The sequence below is a fragment of the Idiomarina seosinensis genome (assembly GCF_003987275.1).
Taxonomy (GTDB): domain Bacteria; phylum Pseudomonadota; class Gammaproteobacteria; order Enterobacterales; family Alteromonadaceae; genus Idiomarina; species Idiomarina seosinensis.
Genome location: NZ_PIQF01000002.1, coordinates 567,408 through 593,959, shown reverse-complemented (window position 1 = coordinate 593,959; position 26,552 = coordinate 567,408). Strand labels below are relative to the sequence as shown.

General features: G+C 45.8%; 23 protein-coding genes. 9 read left to right on the top strand and 14 right to left on the bottom strand.

The annotated features are described in order from the left end of the window. Both CWI81_RS12795 and CWI81_RS09160 read left to right on the top strand, forming a co-directional pair. Positions 1–280: hypothetical protein (locus tag CWI81_RS12795; protein WP_206750246.1), on the top strand; the 280-nt coding region annotated here is incomplete at its 5' end. A 181-nt stretch (positions 281–461) separates the two neighbouring features. After that, positions 462–1,010, top strand: coding sequence for a gamma carbonic anhydrase family protein (locus tag CWI81_RS09160; RefSeq protein WP_126784992.1), 549 nt, complete (start codon positions 462–464; stop codon positions 1,008–1,010). Positions 1,011–1,028: 18 nt separating this feature from the next. Here the strand turns inward: CWI81_RS09160 and CWI81_RS09155 are convergent, their stop codons facing one another. From CWI81_RS09155 to CWI81_RS09145, 3 genes are read right to left on the bottom strand one after another with little or no spacing between them, the layout of a single operon-like run. Then, positions 1,029–4,109: an error-prone DNA polymerase gene (locus tag CWI81_RS09155; protein ID WP_126784991.1), complete on the bottom strand. Its 3,081-nt coding sequence runs from the start codon at positions 4,107–4,109 to the stop codon at positions 1,029–1,031. Further along, positions 4,109–5,524 (bottom strand): Y-family DNA polymerase, encoded by a 1,416-nt coding sequence (locus CWI81_RS09150; RefSeq protein ID WP_126784990.1) that lies wholly within the window; start codon positions 5,522–5,524, stop codon positions 4,109–4,111. The genes CWI81_RS09155 and CWI81_RS09150 overlap by 1 nt, the downstream gene beginning before the upstream one ends. After that, entirely contained in the window at positions 5,521–6,117 is a 597-nt protein-coding gene (locus tag CWI81_RS09145; RefSeq protein ID WP_126784989.1) for a SulA-like SOS-response cell division inhibitor, read from the bottom strand. The genes CWI81_RS09150 and CWI81_RS09145 overlap by 4 nt, the downstream gene beginning before the upstream one ends. Before the next feature lie 133 nt (positions 6,118–6,250). On the opposite strand from CWI81_RS09145, the gene CWI81_RS09140 reads away from it, so the two are divergent. Both CWI81_RS09140 and CWI81_RS09135 read left to right on the top strand, forming a co-directional pair. Next, a complete protein-coding gene (locus tag CWI81_RS09140) occupies positions 6,251–7,171 on the top strand; it encodes an acyltransferase (RefSeq protein ID WP_126784988.1) in 921 nt (306 codons plus the stop codon). Between the two features lie 7 nt (positions 7,172–7,178). Then, entirely contained in the window at positions 7,179–8,393 is a 1,215-nt protein-coding gene (locus tag CWI81_RS09135) for a mechanosensitive ion channel family protein (RefSeq protein ID WP_126784987.1), read from the top strand. Between the two features lie 173 nt (positions 8,394–8,566). Here CWI81_RS09135 and CWI81_RS09130 read toward each other — a convergent pair whose 3' ends face one another. From CWI81_RS09130 to CWI81_RS09105, 6 genes are all read right to left on the bottom strand, one after another. Then, positions 8,567–9,181 carry a thiol:disulfide interchange protein DsbA/DsbL gene (locus CWI81_RS09130; RefSeq protein ID WP_126784986.1) on the bottom strand — a complete coding sequence of 205 codons (615 nt, stop codon included), beginning with the start codon at positions 9,179–9,181 and terminating at the stop codon, positions 8,567–8,569. Positions 9,182–9,204: 23 nt separating this feature from the next. Then, entirely contained in the window at positions 9,205–10,185 is a 981-nt protein-coding gene (locus tag CWI81_RS09125; protein WP_126784985.1) for a serine/threonine protein kinase, read from the bottom strand. Between the two features lie 9 nt (positions 10,186–10,194). Continuing rightward, a complete protein-coding gene (ccoG, locus tag CWI81_RS09120; protein ID WP_126784984.1) occupies positions 10,195–11,625 on the bottom strand; it encodes a cytochrome c oxidase accessory protein CcoG in 1,431 nt (476 codons plus the stop codon). 66 nt (positions 11,626–11,691) lie between these two features. Further along, positions 11,692–12,924 (bottom strand): Zn-dependent hydrolase, encoded by a 1,233-nt coding sequence (locus CWI81_RS09115; protein WP_126784983.1) that lies wholly within the window; start codon positions 12,922–12,924, stop codon positions 11,692–11,694. 113 nt (positions 12,925–13,037) lie between these two features. Beyond that, entirely contained in the window at positions 13,038–13,565 is a 528-nt protein-coding gene (locus CWI81_RS09110) for a carboxymuconolactone decarboxylase family protein (protein ID WP_126784982.1), read from the bottom strand. Positions 13,566–13,634: 69 nt separating this feature from the next. Next, positions 13,635–14,180: a peroxiredoxin gene (locus CWI81_RS09105; RefSeq protein WP_126784981.1), complete on the bottom strand. Its 546-nt coding sequence runs from the start codon at positions 14,178–14,180 to the stop codon at positions 13,635–13,637. Between the two features lie 137 nt (positions 14,181–14,317). On the opposite strand from CWI81_RS09105, the gene CWI81_RS09100 reads away from it, so the two are divergent. Then, the gene (locus tag CWI81_RS09100; protein WP_126784980.1) at positions 14,318–15,232 is read left to right on the top strand and encodes a hydrogen peroxide-inducible genes activator; all 915 of its coding nucleotides are present in this window, start codon (positions 14,318–14,320) and stop codon (positions 15,230–15,232) included. On the opposite strand, the gene CWI81_RS09095 is transcribed toward CWI81_RS09100, so the two are convergent. After that, positions 15,229–16,740 carry an FMN-binding glutamate synthase family protein gene (locus tag CWI81_RS09095; protein ID WP_126784979.1) on the bottom strand — a complete coding sequence of 504 codons (1,512 nt, stop codon included), beginning with the start codon at positions 16,738–16,740 and terminating at the stop codon, positions 15,229–15,231. The two genes, CWI81_RS09100 and CWI81_RS09095, sit on opposite strands and share 4 nt — an antisense overlap. A gap of 135 nt (positions 16,741–16,875) precedes the next feature. Between CWI81_RS09095 and CWI81_RS09090 the strand changes: the two genes are divergently transcribed. Next, positions 16,876–18,009: a PQQ-dependent sugar dehydrogenase gene (locus CWI81_RS09090; RefSeq protein ID WP_126784978.1), complete on the top strand. Its 1,134-nt coding sequence runs from the start codon at positions 16,876–16,878 to the stop codon at positions 18,007–18,009. A 6-nt stretch (positions 18,010–18,015) separates the two neighbouring features. Continuing rightward, positions 18,016–20,046: a TonB-dependent receptor family protein gene (locus tag CWI81_RS09085; RefSeq protein ID WP_126784977.1), complete on the top strand. Its 2,031-nt coding sequence runs from the start codon at positions 18,016–18,018 to the stop codon at positions 20,044–20,046. A 36-nt stretch (positions 20,047–20,082) separates the two neighbouring features. Here CWI81_RS09085 and CWI81_RS09080 read toward each other — a convergent pair whose 3' ends face one another. From CWI81_RS09080 to CWI81_RS09070, 3 genes are read right to left on the bottom strand one after another with little or no spacing between them, the layout of a single operon-like run. Beyond that, positions 20,083–20,769, bottom strand: coding sequence for a type 1 glutamine amidotransferase domain-containing protein (locus CWI81_RS09080; RefSeq protein ID WP_126784976.1), 687 nt, complete (start codon positions 20,767–20,769; stop codon positions 20,083–20,085). Positions 20,770–20,817: 48 nt separating this feature from the next. Further along, positions 20,818–22,170, bottom strand: a complete 1,353-nt coding sequence (locus tag CWI81_RS09075; protein ID WP_126784975.1) for a sigma-54-dependent transcriptional regulator — start codon at positions 22,168–22,170, stop codon at positions 20,818–20,820. Positions 22,171–22,176: 6 nt separating this feature from the next. After that, positions 22,177–23,637 carry a sensor histidine kinase gene (locus tag CWI81_RS09070; protein WP_241970407.1) on the bottom strand — a complete coding sequence of 487 codons (1,461 nt, stop codon included), beginning with the start codon at positions 23,635–23,637 and terminating at the stop codon, positions 22,177–22,179. A gap of 172 nt (positions 23,638–23,809) precedes the next feature. Here CWI81_RS09070 and CWI81_RS09065 point away from each other — a divergent pair, with 172 nt between their 5' ends. Then, entirely contained in the window at positions 23,810–24,178 is a 369-nt protein-coding gene (locus CWI81_RS09065; protein ID WP_126784974.1) for a DUF4168 domain-containing protein, read from the top strand. A gap of 117 nt (positions 24,179–24,295) precedes the next feature. After that, positions 24,296–25,942 carry an acetolactate synthase large subunit gene (locus CWI81_RS09060; protein WP_126784973.1) on the top strand — a complete coding sequence of 549 codons (1,647 nt, stop codon included), beginning with the start codon at positions 24,296–24,298 and terminating at the stop codon, positions 25,940–25,942. Here CWI81_RS09060 and CWI81_RS09055 read toward each other — a convergent pair. After that, on the bottom strand, positions 25,932–26,519 hold the full coding sequence (locus CWI81_RS09055; RefSeq protein ID WP_126784972.1) for a glutathione S-transferase family protein: 588 nt from the start codon (positions 26,517–26,519) through the stop codon (positions 25,932–25,934). The two genes, CWI81_RS09060 and CWI81_RS09055, sit on opposite strands and share 11 nt — an antisense overlap. Positions 26,520–26,552: the final 33 nt, after the last annotated feature.

The window sequence follows — 26,552 nt, the reverse complement described above, 5'->3', positions numbered from 1 at the left end:
TTTGCTTGGCTTCTTTCGAAACCTTGCTGAACACTCATTCAAAAGTTGCAATACAAATATTTCTGTTTGCTTACTTCTGCAAGTGCCCACACAGTTTGCTTGGCTTGATATATTGTTAAAGAGCGTTTCTCAGCAGCCTTGCTGCGAGAGGTGCGTATTCTACACACCTGATGTTTTCCGTCAATACTTTTTTGAAAAAAGATTTTTTAGAAAACCGTTGTTTTCGGCGGCTTCGTTGCCTGCCTTGAACGTGGAGCGCATTTTAGACGTTTATGTCTGACCGTCAAGCGCTTTTTAGCGATTTTAATTGTTTTTATTACCGTTCGATTAAAGATACAGCAGATCGCTGTGATTATCGCCAACTTGGCGATCTATTAGGCATTAAGCCTAAGGGTCTGTTATAACAGTAACTAGGATAGCGAACATTTCAGATAGCTTTTAAGCGGGAAGGGGAGTGACTTATGGCGGATATTCGCAGCTTTCACGAGAAACAGCCTGTCATCGGCGAACGTGTGTACCTTGATAACAGTGCAGTAATTGTCGGGGAAGTGAGTATTGGAGATGAAAGTAGTGTCTGGCCAATGGTCGTTGCCAGAGGTGACGTAAATAAAATAGCGATTGGTCAGCGTACTAATATTCAGGATGGTACGGTGCTTCATGTGACCCGTCGCTCGCCGAATAATCCAGCAGGGCATCCGTTAACTATTGGTAACGAAGTAACCGTAGGCCACCACTGTATGCTACATGGGTGTCAGTTAGGCAATCGCATTCTGGTTGGCATGTCAGCAGTGATTATGGATGATGTTGTGGTTGAGGACGACGTCATTATTGGCGCAAATAGCCTAGTGCCTCCAGGTAAACGGTTAAAAAGCGGTTACCTATATGTGGGCAGCCCTATTGAGCAAAAACGCCCTTTAAACGAAAGTGAGAAAAATTTCCTTAGTCAGTCTGCACAAAATTATGTGGATTTAAAGGATGATTACTTAATGGACGTACATCCGGTTTCTTAACAAAACCGACTTAGCCACTTAATGAAAACGACGGCTCTGAAGCCGGTCTATCGATAATAGCTCTGTCTTATCGTCGAGACGGCCGGCAACCACATGAATAACTCCGTCCTCATTACTCTCGATGACACCTTTAACCCATAGTAGTCGACTGCTTAAAAAAGCTTTTCGGTACTCTCTTGCAGTAGCCGCCCAAACGACAACGTTGATATTACCTGTCTCATCTTCCAGCGTTAAAAAAGTGACTCCACTTTTAGTTCCCGGCCTTTGCCTGCATGTCACCAAACCTGCAACCTGAACAAGGCTACCAGAACGACAAGAACTTAATTCATCAGCAACAACACATTTGCTAATTTCCCGCTGTTGACGGAGCAATGCCAATGGATGACGCCTTAGAGTTAAACCGGTACTCGCATAATCAAACCGGATGTTCTCTTGCTCATCAGGTTTTAACTGTATTTGCTCATACCTTTCCTGAATTGAGCCAAATAAAGGCATCTGCTGATCACTCATCACCAAAGCATCCCAACTGGCCTGATAGCGATGTCCAGAGATACTTTTTAACGCATCCGCCTTGGCCAGAGCTTCGATATCAGACTCATAAAGACCTTGTTGCCGCAATGCTTCTATTGTTTCAAACCCATTTTCCCGTTGTTTCAAAGCGTTTATCATACGGCCTTTTGTTAAACCGGCGATTTGACGCAGTCCAATGCGAATTAAATTGCCTTGTTCAGCCAGCCAACAGTAATCCCAATCACTGGCATTAACGTCAACGGGCAAAAAACGAATGCCATGACGCTTTGCATCCTGAATCAGCTGCGAGGGTGAGTAGAATCCCATTGGTAAACTGTTCAATAAGCCTACATAGAATGCAGCTGGGTAGTGGATTTTGAACCACGCTGAGGCATAGGCTAAATTAGCAAAACTGGCCGAGTGCGATTCAGGAAACCCGTACTGACCGAAACCGCAAATTTGCTGAAATAACCTTTCAGCGAAGTTTTCACTATAGCCTCGCTGTAACATCCCGTCGATAAGCTTACGTTCAAACTGCTTTAATTTTCCTGTGCTACTCCAGGAGGCCATTGCTCTTCTAAGCTGATCAGCTTCTCCCCCACTGAAGCCGGCAGCTACCATCGCCAGCTTAATTGCCTGCTCCTGAAATATAGGCACCCCTAATGTACGCTCAAGCACCGACTTTACCTCGTTACTTGGGTAATCAACGGGCTCTAATCCAGCTCTTCGCCTTAAATAAGGATGAACCATATCACCCTGAATTGGGCCCGGCCTTACAATCGCAATTTGAATAACCAGGTCGTAAAATGTTGCTGGTTTTAACCGAGGTAGCATATTCATCTGCGCACGCGACTCAATCTGAAATACGCCAACAGAATCGGATTTTTGCAATGCCTGATACACGGTTTTGTCTTCTTGCGGGATATCAGCTAAACACAGGTTAATGTTTTGCTGGTTGAGTAATTGCATGATTTTTCGAAGAGCGGTCAGCATACCGAGCGCTAATATATCGACTTTCAGCAGCTTTAAGCTTTCTAAGTCATCTTTATCCCATTGAATGACCGTGCGTTCATGCATACTCGCGTTTTCTATCGGCACCAAGTCGGACAGTGGCCCAGCAGAAATAACGAAGCCCCCCACATGCTGCGAAAGATGACGTGGAAAGCCCATAAGCTGTTCAGTATAGTCTATTAATAATTGGCCTCGCCGACTGTTAGCCAGCGATGGGTACTGCTCTTTTAATTGTTGCTTCCAGCCGGTACCTGTATCACGCCGGTCCAGATTTTGCCGGTAGTGTTGCAACTGCTGCTCAGTAAAACCTAGCGCCTTGCCGACGTCCCGAAACGCACTGCGAAACCGATACCGGATAACAGTAGCGGTCAATGCAGCCCGCTCGCGACCATACTTTTTATAAATATACTGAATTACCTCTTCACGTCGCTCATGTTCAAAGTCCACATCGATATCCGGCGGTTCGTCTCGTTCCTTAGAGATAAAGCGCTCAAACAAAACCTCGATTTGCGCGGGATTAACCGCGGTTATTTCCAGACAATAGCAAACAACGGAGTTAGCAGCAGAGCCGCGGCCCTGATAAAGGATTCCTTGTTCCTGTGCAAAACAAACCAGATCGTGAATGGTTAAAAAGAAATACTCATAGGACTGCTCTCTTATCAGATCCAATTCTTTTTCATATTGGTGACGAACTTTTTCTGGAACGCCCTGGGGATAACGCTTAGCCGCCCCAGCTTCGGTGAGTTGTCGCAAATAAGCCGTTGCCGTCAGTCCCTTTGGTACTAGCTCAGCAGGGTATTCATAACGAAGCTCATCGAGGCAAAAAGTACACCTATCAGCAATTTTTGTCGTTTCTTGCAGCCACTCTGAAGGGTAACACTGATTGAGCTCAGACAGGCTTCGCAGCCGTTGCTCACCGTTGTGTGTTGCATACTCCGGAGCCTGATGAAGCGCTCGCCCTTGAGCGATTGCGCGTATAATATCAAGTAGCGGTTGCCGATCTTTATCACTCATAAGGCAACCACCTGCGGCAACTACAGAAACTGCTAATTGTTGTTGTAATCTACGAGTGAAACGAAATTCGCGCTTATCATTACTGCTATAATACCTTTCGTATAATAGCCAGTATCGGTCAGTCCAATAGCGCTTGAGCTGATGTCCGTAGTTAAGTGCTTTAGCGTAAGATACTCCTGTGCCTGCGATCACCGGATGCCAGAGCAGCAAACAATCTTTAAAACCTTGCAAAAAGTCCTCGGCATTAATGCAGTAGTTTCCTTTTTCTGCACGGCCCCGGAACTGAGTGATTTTTCGGCACAATTGACCGTAAGCTTGGCGGGTAGGGCATAACACGACAAAAGTACCTAGCTCTGGATGACGGAATTCACTACCGACAATTAACTTTAAAGCACTGTGCTTAGCCGCCTGATAAGCCCTGACTATCCCAGCGACTGAACACTCATCGGTTATTGCCAGTGCTTGATACCCCAGTTCGTCAGCAGTTTCTACTAGTTCAGCGGGGAACGCGGCCGAACGTAAAAAGCTAAAGTTGCTTAAGCAGTGTAACTCGGCATAACGCATTAACTGAACCAGCCCTGTAAAAACCAATGGCCTTTTTCAAAATATAACCAACCACTACGTTGATATTGATCCGTTGCCAGCCAGTAATCCCGTTCGTAAGGGGATTCATCCCACCAACCGGTTTCGATGCGCTCAGGACCCTCTAGTAAGTGCCATTGCTGGATATCTACCGGTTCAGCATTGGGCAGTAGCCATAACGGACGCTTTAATTTTAGGGCTGGGCATAAAGTTAAATTTCCTGCCGTTTTTTTCATTTCGTTGTGCATCGGCCTTGGATCCGTTGATAACCCTGGGCTATATAAAGATGCCTCACCTAAGCGCGCCTGAAGGCGGCTAAGCAGCTCTTGCAGATCGCCTTGATGCTGAGATGCTTCTGCCAGTAATTGACCGCTTTCACGATCAAGCGTGGATAATTTATCCGCGTGAATACTTAACGCAATTACCGGTTGTTTTAGGGGTGACCGTGTGACCTGTAATTGAATTAGCTGTAAAAACTGTGATGCGCGCCAGTTATCAGCAGCAAACCGTAGTCGCTCTTTGGTCTGCTGCTGTTGCCTATGATGCAAGGTTATATCTAACTCGCGAATAACCTTTTGGCGCTGATAAAGGAACTGTTCCAGTTCCTTTAACAACCGCTTTAAGGGGAATAGCAATCCTTGCCAATGCTCAATTTCAGTCACCAGATCCAATGACATGAAAAAGTATTCGGCTGGTTGATAAAATGTATACGGAGCTACGTGCTCTCCTTTTAAGTCCTTTAATTGATTGACTATTTTGTTGCCAAAGCGCTTACCTACCTGCGCTGCTGGGATCGGCATTAATTGTTTCAGCTGCTTTATCCCTGACTTGTTCAGTTTTTCTGTCGTACTTGACTCCCAGCCGAATTGGAAAACGCTAAGCTCGCCAAGCGCTTGTTGTATACAACGGCGGTTATCGGAGAACTGTTCCGCGCCAGCCACAGCCAAACATTTTGCCGATTCAGGGCTATGCCCAAGACTGAGTGAAACATTAAGTTCCAGCGCATAAAAAGCTTCTTTTAAATGCTCGAGCAAAGGCTCAACCCCTTGATAAAGCCGCAGTAAACTATCTAATGCAATAGCAATACCTTGCGGTGGAAAAAGTACAAGCTTGTCCACCGACTGATAAAGCTTATCGGCCAAGTGCTTAAGCGCGCGACTTTCCTTTTCCTCAGAGTAGGGGCGGCAGATCAGGTCCAAAGCGATACTTTGTGCTAAAACCTGAGTCTGATTTTTTTCTACTCCCAGCTGACGAGCCTTTTCATTGCATTGAAGAACTCTTTCTCGCCGAGTTTGTTGCTGATAAAGCGCCAGCGGATAGTTATCAATAACAGGATTCATGCGGCGCATGGTATCCAATAGTAAGTCTGGGAAATGGCAATATAACCAGAGACTCATAGTGCAACGTTATGAAGCGGCCAACCGTAGCGGCGTTTGATAATATCCAAACGGTTATGCTGCTGTTGTATTAACACCCGATTGGTATAGGCTCTAGCCTCAGTTTGAGACTGGACTCCAGTAAAAACAAAGCCCGCCTGCAACCCAGACTGGGCGGCTTTATACCAACGTCTGACCATAGCTGCATCGGTATCCTGCTGCGGCAACCAAAGCAATGCCAGGCCCGATCCACTTAGCAATATTTGTTCAAACGCCCAAGCGGCTTCCAGACCAGAAGCCTCTATGACGACATGATACGATGACTGGCACAACTGCCATGTTAGACCTGCTGCCGATAGCAACGCCGGAGGGGCCACCCAAAAAACAGGAAGTTGGCGTTGTAATGCCTGATTTAATAGCGGAACGATCAACCGCTGCTCGGTAAACGGCCGTTGTTGCTGACACTCGTGCAAGCCTCCTAGCTGCCAGCCTCCACCTAACTTTTCATCCAATGGCTGAGACCCACTGGGTAAATAATCGTGCTCTTGTAAAGAAGAGGGCTTTCCCTGCCAAACGAGTCCCTTAGTGACTAACTGCTGTAGTTTTGGCTGCATAGTAACCCCGAAAATAACTGTATATATGTACAGTATATTTAAATTATCGAGTTTCGCAACAGACAACCAAAGTTTGTTCCGTTATGATTTATTAATAGAGTAAGAGTGCACACTACCGGCATAGGAAAAATTGATGTTGACCAAATTGCTGATCCCTTTTCGGGTGTTTATAAACCTCACTTGGGCGATTACTACTACCGCTATCATCGGAATTAGTGTCGTTATCGTAGGTATCTTCAAAATTTTGTTGCCGTTTCGATTTGCTCAACACTTTTTTTCCAACCTGGGTAACGCAGTATTTCGACTCTGGGCATACTGTATGTCTTTTCTATTTCAATTGACTCAGCCGATGCACTGGCATATCGAAGGGGACTTAGAGCTGCATAAGAAGGGTTGGTATATGATAATGGCCAACCATCGCAGTTGGGTAGACGTGTTTGTACTAATGCACTTAGCGCGCCGCAATATGCCGATGCCACGTTTCTTCCTAAAACGGCAGCTACTTTGGGTCCCAATTGTCGGCTGGGGTTGTTGGACCCTGGACATGCCTTTTATGCGTCGCTACTCAAAGGAAGCCTTAGAAAAAAAACCTCATTTAAAAGGCCGGGATATTGAGACAACGACCCGCTCTTGTGCAAAATTTCGCCATATACCGACTACCGTTGTTAATTTTTGCGAGGGCACGCGCTTTACTCCCGAAAAACATAAGAAAAAGCAAAGTCCCTATCGCTACCTACTTCCTCCTAAGGCTGGTGGCACCGCTTTTTCTTTACAAATAATGGGAGACCAGTTTGAAGCGATACTGGATATTACTATTGCTTATCCGGGCAAAAATAACCGTCCGGTATTGTGGCATTTGCTAAGTGGCCAGCTACGTAACGTCTATGTAAATATCCGTACATTACCGATTTCCGATGATCTGATCGGGGATTACTCAACCGACGACGCCTTTAAAGCACACTTTCAGAAGTGGCTTAACCAACGTTGGCACGAAAAAGACGCTATCATTGAACAATTACAGGACGAAATAAACCAAGCCCATCAACTAAGGTAATACAACCATGGATTTAGAGTTTGTCACGCAGTGGCTCAACAAGACGGGACTGGAAGAAAGCATTATTGAGTATTTAGCAGTTGCTATTAATGCCGCCATCATCATTGCCACCAGCTATATCGCATACACAATAGCTCGCTTTATTATCGATAAAGCCATTCACCGTTTGATTAAAAAGGCGCCTGAACGCTGGTATAGCGCATTAGTTAACAGTGGCTTTTTTAAACGCTGTGCAAACTTAGCTCCGGTGTTAGTTATCAATGCCTTTATTCCCGTCATATTCACCAATAGTTTTGAGAGCTGGCAATCACCACTAAAGACCGCCGTTGCTCTTTATCTTACCTGGGTGATAACCAGTATTTTAACGGCTCTGACCAACGTTATTTCTATTGCTTACGATTATTCAAATAAAGCAAAAGAAGTGCCTATCACCGGGGTGATTCAGGTTGTTAAGCTGGTGCTGGTATTAATGGCTATCATCATTACCGTCGCCATATTTATGGACAAATCACCCATGTACCTGCTCAGCGGCTTTGGCGCCATGACGGCTATTTTAATGGTTGTCTTTAAAGATACATTGCTGGGTTTTGTCGCAGGTGTGCAATTAGCAAGTAACCGGATGGTCGCAATTGACGACTGGATCCAGGTTCCCGATTCAAATGTCGATGGTGTTGTTAAAGAAGTTGGGTTAATTACCGTAAAAGTCGAAAACTGGGACAAGACATACGTTTATTTACCCACATCAATACTCATTCACCGCTCCTTCAAAAACTGGCAAGGAATGATTAATTCAGGTGGCCGTAGAATGATGCGGTCGATAATGCTCGATTTAGACAGCGCTAAACAGCTTGACGAAGAAGCATTAAAACCGATCATTGAACGTTTTTTCGATCAGGATCTAAAAACCTGGTTAAAGGAAAATGAACTCACGGCTCCGGTCAGTAATTTATCAGTTTTCCGTATTTATGCTCACCATTATCTGGCTAACCACCCTAATGTTCGCCAAGACATGACTTTTATGGCCCGTTTACTGCAGCCAACGCCTGCCGGCCTGCCATTAGAAGTGTACGCATTTTCAAGTAATACCGAGTGGACAAAATACGAGGCTATTCAGTCAACGATCATTGAGCACCTTTATACCGTATTGCCGGACTTCGAGCTGAAGTATTACCAGTACTTTAATAAGGAGTTGCCAGTCAACTCAAGTGAGACGAGAGACTAGCGCGGGGCGGATGAATAGTACGTCCTTGTACAGCTTTCTATCCATGTGCTAAATACACTAGCAAAGGCTTTTTAGTCTTGCAACGTTAATGTTCACATAAAAATATGATTATGATCATATTTTGGTCGTAAAAAAACCCCCAAATTCTGGGGGTTATCGTTATCAAAATATTTTTATTTTTTGACTAAGTAACTTGCCAGTGCCGTAAAGTCTGCGGCAAAGTCGTCGCTGTCGCGAAACCCTTGCGGCAACATTTTATATTTTCCATTAACAATAAAGGTTGGCGTTGCATTAATCCCCAAGTCACTCGCTCGACGATCCATTTTACTCGCCGCAGCTCTAACTGAAAAGCTAGCCATTGCTTTATCAAACTCTTCTCCAGCAACACCGTTTACCACAAATACATTACGGATATCTTGCTTACTCGTTAGCATGTTTTCTTTAACAAAGTTGTAATCAAATATAGCGGAGCTGATTTTATCTTCTATATCTAATTTTTGGGCTGCCACAAAAGCTTTTGTCATCGTTTCGCCAACATCACCACGCGGGCTTATAAAAGACACATGAGATTTTTTGAATTGGTCCGGATGCGCTTGTTTTATCGACTCAGCAATTGGCTCAAAGCGGTAACAATGGACACAGTAAAACGAGAAGAACTCAACAATTTCTGGCTTACTGGTCGCGTCATCGGCAATCACCTCATAATGCACACCTTCTTCAAAGTTTTGTGCATGCACGCTAAACACCAGTAAAAAGCTACTAACTAACCCTAACAACCACTTACTCATAATGACACCTTCTTTCAATTTTTTTAAAAACCTAGTTTTAATGGCGTTTCATCCAACGCCGCTAATTGTTCTTTTAACGCCAAAACCTGTTGTTCCCAATAACGCTCTTCGGCAAACCAGGGAAATGCTCTTTGGAAAGCCGTATCTTGCCAGCGTTTTGATAACCACGCCATATATTGAATAATTCGATAGCCTCGCAAAGGTTCAATTAACACTAACTGAGCCTTATCGAAGGCGCAAAATTCCTCATATCCTTCGATTAGAGCATCCAACTGTACCGTTTGTTCCTCACGAGGCCCACTTAACATCATCCATAAGTCCTGAATTGCCGGACCCATCCTACAATCATCAAAGTCGACAAAGGTTAATTGGTCATCCCATTGAAGAATATTGCCGATATGACAATCACCGTGCAACCGTTGAAAACGGAATTCAGTTAACGGAGCGTCTTTCAGTCGTGTCACTAATGGTTCAAGAATTGCGAAAAAAGCTCGCTTTATCGACTCTGGGATAAGTTCACTTGTCTTAAGGTGCTGATAAGCCTCTTCGACATACAACTGATAACTTATTTCTTCGCGATATTTGAACGAGTCACTCTGAGCAACACCGTGCAGTCGGCCAATTTGACGGCCCAAACGTTCTAATTGGTCGAAATTATCTGGCTCAAAAGCCCGCCCACCAACGCTTGGGAACAAGCAAAACGAATAACCGTCGAATTGATGTAAGGTTTTTCCATTAATCGATAACGGGGCCACTGCTGGCACTTCGTCATCCAATAGCTCTTGAGTAAACTGGTGCTCTTCAAGAACTTGATCGGTAGTCCAGCGACCCGGGCGATAAAATTTAACCACATAGCGGTGTTGATCATCGCTGAACTGATAAACACGATTTTCATAACTATTCAGCGCGAGTAATCCCGTCGTCGGAAATACTCCCACCGACTCTAGAGCCTTAACCAGAGTGTCTGGATCGAGGCCCTGAAATGCGAAGTCGCGCTGTGACATACATACCTTTTACTCGTATAAGAAACGGGTTTCGTGCGTCAATTGGACGCTTGGATCATCAACGGACTGTACCACAAAATCAAAATCAGTTACTTGTTGTTGCAGCGTTCCCGGAGGAACGGCCAATGTAACAGGTAAGCTACCAACGTCGCCGGCTTCTACCGACTTAGTTGTTTCACCAATAAGTCGATACTGATCAAGCCCCTTTATTGTTATCTGATAGGTGTGATCTTGCTGCGACTTATTGACTAACTTTAAGGTATAAACATTCTCAATTTCACCTTCTATATTCTCTCGATACAGCGCGTTACGGTCTCTTAACACATCTACCTCGAGCGGAATCCGGGTCGCTACGTCCAAAACCAACACAGCTGTTACCGCTACGACCATGACAAAGTAACCAATGCTTTTCATTCGCCACGGGTTCGTTTTGTCTTTTTTCTGTTTAGCCACAAGGTTTCGCTCTGTGGTAAACCGTATTAATCCGCGTGGATAATTCATTTTATCCATTACATCGTTACACGCGTCAATGCAGGCCCCGCAGTCAATACATTCATATTGAAGGCCATTACGAATGTCGATGCCGGTGGGGCATACCTGAACACACATGTAACAGTCAATGCAGTCTCCGAGTCCCTTTTCTTTGGGGTCAACTTTACGTGACCGTGGTCCTCTTGGCTCGCCGCGGTTTGCATCGTAACTTACAGTGTACGTATCTTTATCGAACATGGCTGACTGGAAACGCGCATACGGACACATGTGGGTACACATAATTTCCCGCATATAGCCGGCGTTACCGTAGGTACAAAAGGTAAAAAATAAAACGCTAAAGGTTGCCCAGAAACCAGCATCGAAGGTGGCAAAATCGATAAATAACTGCCGAACATCGGTAAAGTAACCGACAAAGGTCATGGACGTTAATAAAGCAACCAGTACCCAGCTTATCTGCTTGCCAGACTTGCGCCAGAACTTGTCAAAATCCATTTTCCGTTGATCAAGTTTTATGCGTTTGTTTCTTGGCCCTTCAAATTTTTTCTCGAACCACATGAAAATAAAGGTCCAGGTTGTTTGTGGGCACATGAAACCACACCAAACCCGACCCCAAATGGTAGTGACAAAAAACAGTGCTACCGCTGCAACAATTGCGAATAAAGCCACAACAGTGAAGTCCTGTGGCCACAGGGTAAGGCCGAAGATACGGAACCGTTGCTCCATAATATCAAGCAATATAGCTTGTTCTCCCTGGTAAGTTATCCAGGGCAAAATGGCAAATATCGCCAGCAAGAGAAAACCGAACAGTCGCCGAAAATACTCTAAACCCCCTTTTGTATCGCGCACATAAATGCGATTTCGGGGCGCATAGTCGTTATTTCTTTGGGTATTTTTCGGACGTTGGATTTTGACCTTATCCGCTTCTTGAACTTTGACTTTCTGTTCCATTGAGCTACCACTTGATACCGGTCAGATGACCCACAGTATAACGAATTGAGTTAAAGTGCGCACGAGTTAACTTGCTGACTCTAGAATGCAGTCCAGTAACACGTGAGTGCCCGCTTCTACGTCATGCCAGCGTGACCACTCGTCCGGAGCGTGGCTAACGCCATTTACTGAAGGAATAAAAATAAGCCCGGCTTCGGTTAAGTTTGCGAAAAACTGGGTGTCATGGCCAGCCCCACTAGGCATCCTTAAACAAGATAGATTACGAGCTTTCGCTTTATTTTCTATGATCTGTGTCAAACGATTAGAACATGCCTGAGGATCCAGCCAGCTCACTTGTTCATATTCGAACATCAAGCGGTGCTTTCTTGCTATTGCCGATAACGCCTTGCGACAGGAGTCGGCAAGCTCTTTCATGACTTCAGAACTCATATCACGCCCGACAATAGTAAATACCGCTTCGCCTGGAACCGTATGCGGACTGCCTGGTTTTAGGTCTACCTTACCAACGGTAATTCGTGTTTTATCAGTTCCGTCTTCGGCAATAATGCGTTCAATTTCATGGGCAAAGTCTGCTAACCCCATAAAAGCGTCGCTGCGCATATTCATCGGCGCAGTGCCAGCATGATCAGCTTTACCCTTTAAATGAACAATCCATTTAAACACGCCTGATATACCCTCAACCGCACCAATGCAGATATCTTCATTAAACAGCACCGGTCCTTGCTCTATGTGCAGTTCGTAAAAAGCTTTTAACCGCTCAGGTGGCCAGGCAGCATCAAGCACATTCATCACATCGAGACCATGAACCGCCATCGCATCTTTTAGGTAAACATCGTCCGCATCATGCGCCGACATGAGCCAGTCCATATTCAACGAGCCAGTAATAGCCTGAGAGCCCATCATGCCGCCGAAGCGGCCTTCTTCCTCAGCGGTGGCAACCACCCAAACTGGGTGGTTTAACGGAACGTCGTTAGCCTTTATCGTGCGCAACACTTCAAGTCCGGCTAATACCCCAAGCGCCCCATCGAAAATACCACCAGCAGGCACAGTATCCAGATGTGATCCGGTTAATACTGCCGGTTTCTTATGGTAGTCGCCAATACCAAAAAATACGTTACCGGCCCCATCCATATGCGCTTTGAAGCCCTCTGACTTAACCTGGTCCAGCAGCCAATGTCGAGCTTCCATGTCTGCATCGGTAAAACCCCACCGGTAAACCCCATGGTCAGCCTCGTTATAACCTATTTTTGATAATGCGCGTATCGACTCTTTGAGCCGTTCAAGATTAATGGTGAGCATAAGTCCCTCTTTTTATAGGCTTACTATAAATGTAGGACATCAGGCTGAAATGAAAAGAAAAAAGCCCGCACTAGGCGGGCCAAAAAGCATTATGAGCTTGAAAGCTCCAGGGGTTACGACAGTTTGCGTGCAGTCAGTGCTGCATTAAGTACCGCCGCTAACTTAATTGATGTTTGAATCGCTTGCGCCGAAATATCGTGCTGTAACAGCGTCTTAACATGCGAGTCTATACACAAGCCACAACCATTAAGCGCAGAAACAGCCAATGAGTAAAGTTCAAAGTCTGCTTTATCTACACCCGGGTTTGCCATTGCGTTCATCCGCAAACCGGCAGGTAACTTGCTCACCTGTTTGTCCGTCGACAGGTGTAAAAAACGATAATAAACATTATTCATCGCCATTAACGTTGCCGCCAGCTTTGCCGCTGAAACCACGTTTTCTTCTACCTTCCCTTGTGCTTCTTCTTCGACCGTCGTTATCAATTCATCATCTCCAAGACTGTATGCCAGGGATAACGCGGTGCCGTAGAATTGGTCGCTGGTTAGGCCAGAGGTGTCGATACTGTTGAACAGGCTCGACAAATTAAGTTTGGTGTCCTTGCCATGGTCGCCCAACAACTGTTTGTAATCTGCAATTGCCATTAAAAACTCCCGCCTTGGTTTAGCAAGCGTCCGCCATTCATTGCCGGACGCCCTAATAAAAACTGAAATTTACAGAGTGTCGCCGCCAACCGCTCGGTTACAAGGACATAGTTCGTCCGTTTGCAGGCCATCCAAGATCCGTAAGATTTCAGTGGGGTTACGACCTACATTCAGGTTGTTAACCGACACATGTTGGATGACGTTGTGTGGGTCAACCACAAAGGTAGCGCGCAACGCGACATTTTCTTCTCTATCACGTACACCCAGTCCATCAACCAAAGAGCCATTATCGGCAAACGAGTACTGATCCAGTCCATTCAGGTCAGGATGCTCGCGGCGCCAAGCTAATTTAACAAACTCATTATCAGTGCTACCGCCCATAACAATCGCATCGCGGTCAGCAAACTCTTCATTCAACTTAGCGAACTCGACGATTTCAGTAGGGCACACAAAGGTGAAGTCTTTTGGGTAGAAAAAGATAATTTTCCATTTGCCGACAAAACTTTCATTGTTGATAGTTTCAAACGCACTCTCACCGTTTTCTTCCGGCATGTTGAAACCTGGCTTTGCTGCCACTACGCTGAATTCCGGTAACTTATCGCCAACTGTTAACATTGATACTCTCCTAGTAATTTTTAATCGTGGTGCTATGTTTCGAGGAGTATGATAGAGATAGGTGGTTATTGGATAAAACGAATAAAAACTATTATGATAATCGGTAAATTCAATTTAACATCGGGGCAGGGTGGCTCATGGGAAAATTACCAAGTCTAAAAAACTTAAGTTATTTATTGGCTTTACACCAACAGCAGAACTTTAATCGCGCCGCAGCGGCGTGTAACGTAAGCCAGTCAACCTTAAGCAGTGGCATCCAGAACCTTGAAGAGCAATTGGGCTGTCAACTGATAGAGCGTGACCATAAGTCGTTTTTATTTACCGCGATTGGCGAAGAGATTGTCGAGCAAGCCCGAAAAATTATTACCTCCACTGAAGAACTCATGCATTACGCTCAGGGCCATGGAAATATTTTGGAAGGCCCAGTCAGGCTGGGTATTATTCCAACGATAGCGCCATTTGTGGTTGCCGAACTTAGCAAGCGAGTGCAGCAAAAATATCCAAAACTTGCATTGCAACTAGCAGAAGATACGACTCAAAACTTACTTAGTAAGCTCCGCGACGGTGACTTAGATATACTGCTACTAGCGCTGCCGATGGACATTCAGGGAAATCAAAAATGGACCTTGGGTCGCGACCCTTTTAAGTTAGTCGCACACCGCTCTATCGCGGATAAATTAGGTGAGCCCGTCGATTATGATCGACTCCCTGATGGCAGTATCTTTCTATTAGAGAAAGAACATTGCCTTACGGGGCACGCCGTTGCAGCTTGCCAGTTAACCGACACCGTAAAAGTAAATCCGTTCACAGCGACCAGCCTTCACAGTTTGGTACAAATGGCCAATGCCAGGGGCGGTGCGACCTTTATGTCACAAATGGCGATTGACCACGGTATTTTGCAAAACACCGACTTAGTGCCCTTAAAGCCCTCTGGAAAGGAAGCTTCCCGGGATATCGGGCTGGTTTACCGAGCTACTACCAGTCGTCGTCAGACTTTCCGCAAGATAGCTGAAGAGGCCGCACAATTATTACCAGTTAATACATTGGGTTAACGTCTTCGGGCCGGTGGCAGAGGGTAACGGTCGGCTAGACTGATACTTTCGCCATCGGGTTTGATAACTCGTGCATGTCGTCTCGTTAGTTCACGTGGATCCGTTACTCCGCAAGAGTGAGCAATAATATTGACACCATACTCAAGAAACTTGTGGTAGTTGGCCACACGCTCTGCTTTGTCCGCCGGGTCGAGCCCTTTTTGCCGCCTTGGATCATCAGTAGTAACCCCCGTTGGACAGGTATTTTTATTGCACTGCATTGCTTGTACACAACCCAGTGAAAACATAAAACCGCGTGCAGAAACGACAAAGTCTGCGCCCATTGCAATAGCCCAGGCGACATCAGCAGGAGAGATCATTTTTCCAGAGCAAACAACCCGAACTCGGTCTTTTAGTCCGGCTTCTGTTAATTTATCAATCAGAATGGGCAGGCTTTCTGACAATTTTAAGCCAACGTAATCCATCAACGGTTGCGGCGCTGCACCGGTACCACCATCAGCACTATCTAAGGTAATAAAGTCAGGCGCGGCCTCTTCACCTCGAGTTAATATGCAATCAATGAGCTCGTCTATCCAGCTCGGATCGCCCATAACAAACTTAAAGCCCGTTGGCTTTCCGGTTATTGACCTGACCCGTTCAATAAAATCTAGCAGCTCTTCATTATTACTAATTTCTGGGTGCCGGTTCGGGCTAATCGCATCTTTTCCTTCTTCTATGCCCCGGATTTGAGCAATTTCTGCGTTTACTTTGATACCCGGCAAGATACCACCCTTGCCCGGTTTTGCGCCCTGACTCAGTTTTACTTCAAACATTTTCACATTGTCATGGCGGCCTAGCTCAGCCAACTTATCTTCATCAAGCTTACCGTCCTCTGTTCGAACTCCAAACTTGGCGGTTCCTATTTGAAAGACAATGTCGCAGTGCCCGACTAAATGGTAAGGCGATAATCCGCCCTCACCAGTATTAACCCAGCAGTTAGCCTTGGCTGCCCCCCTCGATAACGCTTTTATGGCAACTGGCGATAATGAACCGTAACTCATCCCGGATATATGAAAGTAGGATCGTGGGTAATAAGAATGTCGACAGTATGGACCTATTTCCACCGGCTCAGGGTGCACACTTTGTTCTGCAAGCGGCGGATAAGGAGCACTACTAAATATAATCGTGCCAGTTCGGGTCAAATCCCGAGTGGAGCCGAAAGCGATGTTTCTGTCGGCGTTTTTAGCCGCTCGGTAAACCCAGCTTCTCTGCGCACGATTAAACGGCATCTCCTCACGGTCCATGGCGAAAAAATACTGCCGCATGAATTCGCCCATCCGCTCAAACAGGTAACGGAACCGGCCAACCACCGGGTAGTTACGGCGGATAGTATGTTTTACCTGAATTTTATCAACAACATACATCACACCGATGCTGATCAGCAGGCCAACAATTAGCAGCACAAAAGAAGCTGCTAACCACTGGCCAAAAATCAACAATGACTGACTGTTAAACCAAGATGAATTCATTTATTTTGAATTTCCAACATTTACTAAACTAATTAACAACTATAACAATAAAGAGATCAAATCGTCAGTCATCAAAATTTTGCTTTTTACCGTATACTGACCAACAACCTAATAAAAAGACTAAGAGGAAACTGTATGAAAACCCGCAAGCTAACACTTTTATTAGCAGTATCATTGGGGCTGACAACCAGCGCGGTTGCAGAGCAGTACTCTACTGAACGCCACACCGTAGAAATGACAACGCTGACTGAAAATTTGTCTCACCCCTGGGGCATGACATTTTTGCCTGACGGCAGCATGTTAGTCACTGAGCGCTCAGGTACCTTAAATCATATTTCAGCCGATGGCTCTGAACGAACAAAAATTAGTGGCACCCCAAGTGTCGTTGCGAAAAGCCAGGGTGGCCTGCTCGACGTTAATATTGATCCAGACTACAAGCAAAACGGCTGGGTGTATATAAGTTACTCAGAACCTAACCAAGAAGGTGGCGATGGTAACAGCACCGCGGTCATGCGGGGCAAGATTGATGACGGAGAGTGGACAGACGGTGAAGTGGTTTTCCGGCAAGCACCAAAATATGAGAGCAACGCGCACTTTGGTTCACGATTAGTGTTTTCACCAGAAGGCCATTTGTTTATTACCCTTGGCGATCGATACTCACGCATGGAAGACGCACAGACGCTTGATAACCATCACGGTAAAATCGTTCGGATCTGGCCTGACGGAAGCATTCCGGAAGATAACCCTTTCGTAAATGATGACGAAGCGCTAGATGAGATTTGGTCATACGGCCACCGTAATGTGCAAGGTGCAGATATTCACCCAGATACCGGAGAGCTGTGGGCTATTGAACACGGTCCTCAAGGTGGTGATGAAGTTAATATTCCAGAAGCCGGTAAAAACTACGGCTGGCCAACCATAACCTACGGCGAAGACTATGGCGGCGGTGAGATCGGCATTGGCACCCATAAAGAAGGCATGGAGCAACCCTTCTATTATTGGCTGCCATCAATAGCCACCGCAGGAGTTACCTTTTACACCGGTGACAAATTTACCCAGTGGCAAGGCGATTTATTAGTAACCGCCTTAAAAGGACAACAAATTTCACGCCTGGATCTGGAAGATGGCCGCATGATCCACGAAGAACATCTGTTTAAAGGTGATATCGATTTTCGCATCCGCGATGTTGAGCAAGGTCCTGACGGTTATCTCTATATCCTCAGTGATCAAGACAATGGACGCTTAATTAAACTCTCTCCAGCTAAATAAATTAAAATGAAATTATTAACTTTATGGGGGTTGCCTTTATTGGCAACCCCACTTTGCTACGCACAAAATTCCAATACTGATGTCATTAACGAACATATCGTTGTTACTGCATCACAATCCCAACAACCTTGGCTAACAACGCCGGCTAGCGTTACGCGGATCGATATTGAGCGACAACTCCCTTCGTTAAACATTGACGCTGGAGATGCTTTGCAAGGCGTACCCGGCATACAAGCCGATAGTCGTTATAATTATGCACAGGACACTCGGTTAGTGGTCAGGGGTTTTGGTTCACGAGCAGCCTTTGGTGTTCGGGGATTACAATTAAATATTGATGGTATTCCGTTATCAATGCCTGACGGCCAGGCTCAAACTTCGAGCATTTTACTCGATACTATGTCGTCAGTCGAAGTGCTACGGGGGCCGTTAGCGGTAATATACGGAAACGCTGCCGGTGGTGTGGTCGAGTGGCAAAGCGATGTGCCACAGTCATCCGAACTGGGTATCGCAACTCAGCAGTCAGCGGATAACTTGCAGCGCTACACCATCGATGCGACGTACGCAGGGCAGGCTAACCAGTTAAACATTTTTGCTTCAGATTTTTCGACTGATGGCCCTCGCGCTCATAACAGTGCCGAGCGCCAGCAACAGGCTATTCGCTGGTACACCGACTTATCCGACAGACAGCGATTAGTTATTCGTTACGATAACAACTACGCTCCTTTATTGCAGGATCCGAGTGCCCTAACACCAGCATCATGGCGCGACGACCCGACTCAAACTGTACAGCGTGCAATTGATTTCAATACTCGGAAATCGATTCATCACCGGCAGGGATCTATTAGTTGGTTTTACGATAACGATGATACTTCGCATCGAGTGTCTGTCTGGCAAGGTGACCGTGATATTGAACAGTTTTTACCGTTTTCCGGAGAGGATATTAGCAGCTCCGGCGCGGTTATTGATTTGTCTCGCCAATTTGAAGGACTTCATGCTTACAGCCGCTGGCAGCCAAACACAGATCTTGCATTAACCGCTGGCTGGATGAGTGAGTTTCAGCAAGACCATCGCAAAGGTTTCGTCAACGACATGGGGAAACTCGGTGACCTGCGCCGTCATGAGTTCTCTAATATAGACAGCCACAGCATCTACAGTCGTGTCGATTGGCAGTTTCGCCCAAATTGGTCGGTAGAGACTGGTGTGCGTTATAACTGGCTCGACTATCAGGTCAACGATCTGTTTATTACGGATCAAAACCCGGACGACAGTGGTGAGCGTGAATTTGATGAATTATCATTTGCTGGCGCGATAACGTGGCAGCTGTCGGAGACAACATCTTCTTATTTAAGTTACGGAGAGGGTTTCGAGACACCGACATTAACAGAGCTCGCCTACCGTAATGAGGGCAGTGGGTTAAATAATCAGTTAACGCCATCAACCAATCAGCAGCTTGAACTTGGGGTAAAGAGCCAGATTAATGGTGACTGGCGAATAGGGGCTTCGGTTTTCGACATTCGCAGTGACAACGAAATTCTGGTGGATCAATCCAATGACGGCAGAACTACTTACCGCAACGCCAGTAAAACGTTGCGTCAAGGCATCGAACTTTCAGCTCAGGGGTCAATTACCAATACACTGACAAGTTATTTTTCCTACAGCTATATCGATGCTCAGTTTGATTCAGGCGAATTATCCGGGAATACCTTACCCGGAGTTTCTAATAAGCAATTATTTGCTCGCTTTAACTGGAGTTTAGCCAATCAGTGGCAATTAAAATTGGCAGCCCGTCACCGCGGTGAAACCTATACGTCAGATAGCAATGAGCAAAGTGCACCAAGCTACACATTAGTTGACATCGCCGTACAGAAACAATGGCTTCTTGGTCAGAACAGTATTGACGGTTGGCTGATGCTCGATAATGCCACGGACAAGCAGTACGTTGGTTCGGTGGTTGTTAATCAGGGTAGTGGCCGCTCATTCGAACCAGGAGTAGGTCGTCAGGTAAGCGTCGGCCTCAAGTGGAGCCGACGCTTTTAAAGCAGGCCGTTAAGGGTGCAGGCCAATAAATTTAAGTTATACCTGCGCTCTTAACACATCCAGCAGCCGCTCAGCAGTCTGCTCTGAAGATGCCGGGTTTTGGCCGGTAATTAACATCCCATCTTGCACCGCATAGGGTTGCCAGTCTTCAACTTTACGATAATGTCCGCCGTTGTCGTTCAGTGCATCTTCTAACAAGAACGGTACTACGTTGGTCAAACCGACGGCTTCTTCTTCTGAATTACTGAAACCAGTGACCGTGCGACCCTGTACAATTGGATCTCCTGCTGGGCTTTTCGCGTTAAGCAGCACGGCAGGGGCGTGGCAAACAGCAGCTACTGGCTTGCCTTTACTCCAAAACTGTTCAATTAAGCAAATTGAATACTCATTGTTAGTCAGATCCCACAAGGGACCGTGCCCGCCCGGATAAAATATGGCATCGAAATCATCGACATTCACTTCTTCCAATTTACAGGTTGATGCTAATTTATTTTTTGCTTTGTCGTCCTGTTCAAAGCGTTCAGTCGCTGCTGTCAGTGCGTCTTCAGTTTGACTGTTTGGGTCTATTGGAGGTTGCCCTCCGGCAGGGGAGGCAAGAGTAACTTCCGCGCCAGCATCTGTAAATACGTAATAAGGCGAGGCAAACTCTTCAATCCAAAACCCGGTTTTATTGCCTGTGTCGCCTAATTTATCGTGCGACGTAAGTACCATTAATATTTTCACTTTATCCGACTCCTTAGAACACTATATCTATACCCTTAAATTACGGTGTTATGACTCACTTTGATCACCTTTTTCATCCAGCCAGCGGTAAAGCGTTCTCCGCGTCACGCCCAATAATTCCGCAGCTTTCGATTTATTACCTTCGACGTAATCCATGACCCGGTCAATATATTGCTCTTGCAGTTCCTGTAAGGTTGGCCATAACGGATCTGGGCCATCAGTGATATCCGAATTATAATCGACAATCCGGGATGGCAAATCAGCGCTATTAATTACACCGTCTTTACTGAACGCTACAGACCGCTCTATCGCGTTTTGCAACTCTCTGACATTACCTGGAAAAGGATACTTAAATAATGCATCAAGCGCGTCGCTACTAATATCATTAACCGTTTTCCCGGTTTGCTCACGTAATCCATTAATAAAGTGCCATACCAGTCGTTCAATATCCTCTCCACGCTCTCTTAACGGCGGAACGCGCAACGAAAATGTCTCTAACCGGTAAAATAAATCTTGTCGAAAACTCCCGTCTTTCACCTTTTGTTCTAGGTTTTGGTGGGTTGCTGCAAGAATTCTTACGTCAACCGTTTCTTCTTTATCACTACCGACCGCTCTGATCGTGCCCTCTTGCAATACCCGCAATAACTTTGCCTGCAGAGCCATTGGCATTTCGGCAATTTCATCGAGCAGAAGGGTACCGCCATCAGCTTGTTTTAATAACCCACTGCGTTTTCCTTTTGCTCCCGTGAACGCGCCGGCCTCATGACCAAAAAATTCACTTTCCATAAGTTCCGCGGGAATACCAGCACAGTTAACAGCCTGAAATGATTTATCCGCTCGGGCACTTAATTGATGGATCGCCTTAGCGACAAGCTCCTTACCTGTGCCGCTTTCTCCTAAAATAAGAACACTGCCATCAACCGCCGAGATTTGTTCGATTTGCTCGTACAGTTTCCGCATTGCAGGGCTTTGCCCAATAATTCCAGCGGGACCTAATTGCTGACCTTTATAACGCTTAAGTTCCTGTTTTAATGTTCGATGCTCTAAAACCCGTTGTACGCTCAATAATAAATGTTCGATATCCAGGGGTTTAGTGAGAAAATCCGCAGCTCCCTTTTTTAGTGCGTCAACAGCCTGGTCTACGGTACCGAAAGCGGTAATAAGCAGCAGTGCAGGGGGATTTTTCTGTTGCTGTAAGTTTTCTAGTAAGGTTAATCCTGACATACCGGGCAGCCGAATATCGCTGACAACCAGATCGACGCTGGAGCCATCCTTAAGAAAATCTTCAACACTGCCATAATGATTAACGTGGTAACCTTCGGCTTCTAATTCTTCGACTAACAATTCGTTCAGAGCTGAGTCATCTTCGACTACTGCCAATCGTGCGTTTTTATAACTCATCGCTTACTATTTCTCCTCAGCCTTAGGCAATTTTAGGCGCACACAGCAACCGCCATTGGGGCTATTGGATAACTCCATTGAGCCACCGTGATCAGCCATAACATGGCTGACAATGGTTAACCCCAGCCCTGTTCCTTTGCCTTGTGGTTTACCGCTACTAAATGGTTGAGTTGCCCGTTCTTTCATCTCCTCAGCAATGCCGTCCCCGTCATCACAGACCGTTATTTCAACTTGTTGGCCATGCTCTTTTATTGCAACAGCGACGTTGTGATGTGCTGCTTGTAAGGCGTTTCGTAAAACATTAATTAATGCCAGCTCGAACCGCTTTACATCGACACTTATTACCACTGGAACTGCCTCTTGCAGCTCAATAGTTATGTCATCATCGTCACGTTCATAGCTCAAATTGTTCAGCGCGCGTTTGGTGATTAATTCTGCCTCAACAATTGACCGCTCTTGCACAGGTGTTCGCGAAAATGCCAATAGCTGATTAACCAACCCGGTTAGTCGTTGTACCTGACCGCGTACTGCATTCAACTGCCTTTTATCGTCCTCATCGCTCTGCTTTTTTAGCAGTCGTTTTGCACGCCCATCAATAACCGTGAGCGGGGCTCCAAGCTCGTGCGCGACGCCACTTGCGACACTACCAATTGCCGCCATTTTTTCTTGCTCTCGTAACGCCTGTTGCAATTTTTCTTCCTGCACACGGCGCTGCTCTAATTCATCTTCAGCCCGAGAAATACTGTCCAGCATTCGGTTCAGCCCATCACTAATTTCCGCTATCTCACTAGGTCCATCAGGTATTACCCGAATGCTACGATCCCCTTCAGCAACTCGCCTCATTGCATTTTTTAACTTAACAACATGTCGACCTACGCCGCGATAGTGACCAAAAATTAGTACCGCTATGGTCACCAAAGCAAACACAGCCCAACTTAGCCATGCAACCTGGCTTAATTGCGAAAACCTATCCTCAAAGTCACTGGCTTTGCGATTAATCTGTAACAAACCAATAATGCGACCGCCGCGGTCTATTATTGGCATGAATTGAGAAAATACTTCTTTGCCCTCAACTCGGCGGTAATCGTCCTGAGTAATACCAGTTTTGACCGTTTGTTGTGCCAGGAAACTATTTGATAAATCGGTTTCTGTAATACCAGCTTCTGCCACCTGCTCGCCTTTCACGTTATATACAGAGGCCCCGTAAACCCGGCCAATCGAAAACACCGAATCAAGATTGGTTTGAACCGCTGACAAATTGTTGGTTAATAATGCGTCGCTCAACGGTAGGCTGATGGCTCGACCTAAGAGTTCCAAATCGGCTTTAAGCCGTTGTTCTTCTTGTTTTGCGGCTAATTGCAGGCCAAAGGAAATGGCAGCACCAGATATCACGATCATGGGTACTATGACGTAAACCAGTAAACGTTTTTGCAGACTTGATAAATTCAAACTGTATCTTTTTGTCAAAATAACTCCTTTGCGTGTATCAAAACGATACACCTTTTTCCTCAGTTTGACGAAGTCGATTTCCGATAAAACTAATTTCCTTTGTTTTTCAGTAAGTTAAAAAGTTGGCACAGTCTTCGCTACTGTATTACTGAGCAAATTTAATTCCAAACCTAAATTTTAGGAGTCTACAATGAAAAAGACACTTATCGCATTAGCAGCCGTAATGAGCTTTGGTTCGACTGCCGCAATCGCTCAGCAAGAAACACCGCAGCAGATGCAACAGCAGCAAACTCAAGAAATTACTGAAGGCATGCTGGTCAAATTTGTAACTGCAATGGAAGACGTGCAGTCGGTAACTGAGAAATATCGTGAGAAATTCCAAAACGCAGAAAATCAAGAGCAAGCTCAAACAATCCAGCAATCAGCTCAAGAAGAAATGATTGCTGCAGTTGAAGGTGCAGGTTTAACTCCGCAAGAGTACAACATGATTATTCAACAGGCGCAAAATGATGAAGAGCTGCGTAACCGTCTACAGGAAATGACCGGCGAAGACTCTTAATTGAGCGACGAAACTGAATTAGAAAGGCGGCCTTTTTGGCCGCCTTTTTTGATCATATGGCCTATGCTTTACGTAGCTACTTACACTAAATGAATTAAGACGCAAGGAGAACGCGACGTGAAAGCATCGGATTTGATGGTTAAAGCGCTCGAAAACGAAGGCGTAGAGTACATCTTTGGCATTCCCGGCGAAGAAAACCTGGACCTGCTTGAGTCTCTTTCAAAGTCATCGATTGAACTTATTATCACTCGACACGAGCAGGGTGCTGGCTTTATGGCAGCCACCTATGGCCGGCTTACCGGCAAACCTGGGGTATGTCTATCAACCCTGGGGCCAGGCGCGACTAACTTAGTGACCCCCGTTGCCTACGCGCAGCTTGGTGCCATGCCGATGGTCGTTATTACTGGTCAGAAACCGATAAAAGAGCGGCAACAAGGACAATTCCAAATAATTGATGTGGTCGATATGATGACCCCGATCACAAAATACACACAAGCAATAATAAGCGCTAAAACGATACCTGCTCACGTTCGTGAAGCTTTTCGCCGCGCTGAAGAAGAGCGACCCGGCGCTTCACATCTGGAAATATCCGACGATATAGCCAGTGAAGAAGTAGATGCCGTACCGATTGAAGCAAGCTACTCACGGCGGCCTATCACTGAAGATAAATCCGTTAAACATGTGCTTGACCTACTTAAGAAAGCTAAGCACCCGGTATTGCTGATAGGAGCAGCAGCGAATCGGAAGATCACCGCTAAAATGCTGCGCGCCTTTGTGGATAAAACCGATATTCCATTTATAACCACACAAATGGGTAAAGGTGTTATCAACGAGGATCATCCTCGCTGGCTTGGTAATGCCGCAGTATCTGACGGCGACTATCCTCACCGCGCAATCGAATACGCTGACTTAATCTTAAATGTCGGTCATGATGTGGTTGAAAAGCCTCCCTTTATGATGCATGCCGATTCACGCAAGGTTGTTCATATTAATTTCCAGTCGGCTCAGGTCGACTCTGTCTACTTTCCACATGCCAGTATGATTGGTGATATCGGCAATAGTATTTGGCAGTTAAAAGAAGGTATTGAGCCGCAGCCCCATTGGGATTTTGATTTTATGCTGAAAATCCGCGATCACCAGCGCGACCATACCGACGAAGGCGCAAATGACGATCGTTTCCCAGTATTACCGCAGCGGTTGGTCGAAGAAGTTCGGGAAGTAATGCCCGATGACGGGATTATCGCGCTTGATAATGGTATCTATAAAATATGGTTTGCTCGTAATTATCCAGCGCGCCAGCCTAACACCGTACTACTTGATAATGCGTTGGCATCAATGGGTGCCGGGCTCCCATCAGCAATGGCTGCGAAACTTGTTTTCCCAGATAAAAAGGTAGTGGCTATCTGCGGCGATGGTGGTTTTATGATGAACTCACAAGAAATGGAAACTGCCGTCAGAATGGGTCAGGACTTAGTTGTTTTGGTGCTCAATGACAGTGCTTACGGCATGATTAAGTGGAAGCAGCAGCACATGGAGTTGAGTGACTTCGGCCTGGACTTTAAAAATCCCGACTTTATTAAATACGCTGAAGCCTATGGCGCTAAAGGTTATCGGTTGAGTAAAACCGATGAGCTTCAACCGCTAATGCAAAAGTGCATGGAGCAGGGCGGTGTGCATTTAATTGACGTACCGGTCGACTACTCCATGAATAATTTGTTACTGAACCATGAAATTCCGCAAAAAGCGTCCGAAATTACTCCGTAACCTCCGGACGGTTCTCTGGGTGGGTATCCGCAAAAATAGGGTAGTCGTTAATTTTGTCGACAAACTCTTGCAGCCGCGGATACTTATCCAGAGTAATGCGCTTACGGAACAATCCCCAACTAAGAAAACAGCCTAAGCGAAGTTCGCCGTCACTGAACGGGTGGGGACCTTCATACGCGACCGCATGGTCTTTGTTTTCCATCAATTCGAGAATTTGCTCGACCCGCTGTTGCTGGCGCTTCATATAGCTGTTGTTATCTGGCGTTACGCCCTCTTGCTCTAACAGAAATAAATTAATACTCGCATCCAATGCGGTATTAACCAGACAATACTGGTCGTAGTCTTTGGTGTCAGCAAAATACCGCTCACCGGCTTTATCGCGAACATATTTTAAGATGCTGCTGGAGTCATGTAAGCGCAATTCTTTGTGATGTAAAAACGGAACCTTTTTAGCCGGCGACAGTTTCGCGCTCATCTCATGATCGGTTTCCGTCAACGAAAACTCTGTCTTTGTCTCGGCCATCGCAATGCGCACATGCCGCACGAAAGGCGAGGTATAACTGCCAAATAGTTCCATGATCATTCTCCACTTACGATTGCTTACTAAATC

Excerpts from the sequence above, each read along its gene's own strand:
- CWI81_RS09160 (WP_126784992.1), top strand. The coding sequence starts at position 462 with ATGGCGGATATTCGCAGCTTTCACGAGAAACAGCCTGTCATCGGCGAA.
- CWI81_RS09140 (WP_126784988.1), top strand. The coding sequence starts at position 6,251 with ATGTTGACCAAATTGCTGATCCCTTTTCGGGTGTTTATAAACCTCACT.
- CWI81_RS09135 (WP_126784987.1), top strand. The coding sequence starts at position 7,179 with ATGGATTTAGAGTTTGTCACGCAGTGGCTCAACAAGACGGGACTGGAA.
- CWI81_RS09055 (WP_126784972.1), bottom strand. The coding sequence starts at position 26,519 with ATGGAACTATTTGGCAGTTATACCTCGCCTTTCGTGCGGCATGTGCGC.
- CWI81_RS09065 (WP_126784974.1), top strand. The coding sequence starts at position 23,810 with ATGAAAAAGACACTTATCGCATTAGCAGCCGTAATGAGCTTTGGTTCG.
- CWI81_RS09115 (WP_126784983.1), bottom strand. The coding sequence starts at position 12,924 with ATGCTCACCATTAATCTTGAACGGCTCAAAGAGTCGATACGCGCATTA.
- ccoG (WP_126784984.1), bottom strand. The coding sequence starts at position 11,625 with ATGGAACAGAAAGTCAAAGTTCAAGAAGCGGATAAGGTCAAAATCCAA.
- CWI81_RS09075 (WP_126784975.1), bottom strand. The coding sequence starts at position 22,170 with ATGAGTTATAAAAACGCACGATTGGCAGTAGTCGAAGATGACTCAGCT.
- CWI81_RS09130 (WP_126784986.1), bottom strand. The coding sequence starts at position 9,181 with ATGAGTAAGTGGTTGTTAGGGTTAGTTAGTAGCTTTTTACTGGTGTTT.
- CWI81_RS09090 (WP_126784978.1), top strand. The coding sequence starts at position 16,876 with ATGAAAACCCGCAAGCTAACACTTTTATTAGCAGTATCATTGGGGCTG.
- CWI81_RS09110 (WP_126784982.1), bottom strand. The coding sequence starts at position 13,565 with ATGGCAATTGCAGATTACAAACAGTTGTTGGGCGACCATGGCAAGGAC.
- CWI81_RS09125 (WP_126784985.1), bottom strand. The coding sequence starts at position 10,185 with ATGTCACAGCGCGACTTCGCATTTCAGGGCCTCGATCCAGACACTCTG.
- CWI81_RS09155 (WP_126784991.1), bottom strand. The coding sequence starts at position 4,109 with ATGCGTTATGCCGAGTTACACTGCTTAAGCAACTTTAGCTTTTTACGT.
- CWI81_RS09095 (WP_126784979.1), bottom strand. The coding sequence starts at position 16,740 with ATGAATTCATCTTGGTTTAACAGTCAGTCATTGTTGATTTTTGGCCAG.
- CWI81_RS09105 (WP_126784981.1), bottom strand. The coding sequence starts at position 14,180 with ATGTTAACAGTTGGCGATAAGTTACCGGAATTCAGCGTAGTGGCAGCA.
- CWI81_RS09085 (WP_126784977.1), top strand. The coding sequence starts at position 18,016 with ATGAAATTATTAACTTTATGGGGGTTGCCTTTATTGGCAACCCCACTT.
- CWI81_RS09150 (WP_126784990.1), bottom strand. The coding sequence starts at position 5,524 with ATGAGTCTCTGGTTATATTGCCATTTCCCAGACTTACTATTGGATACC.
- CWI81_RS09145 (WP_126784989.1), bottom strand. The coding sequence starts at position 6,117 with ATGCAGCCAAAACTACAGCAGTTAGTCACTAAGGGACTCGTTTGGCAG.
- CWI81_RS09100 (WP_126784980.1), top strand. The coding sequence starts at position 14,318 with ATGGGAAAATTACCAAGTCTAAAAAACTTAAGTTATTTATTGGCTTTA.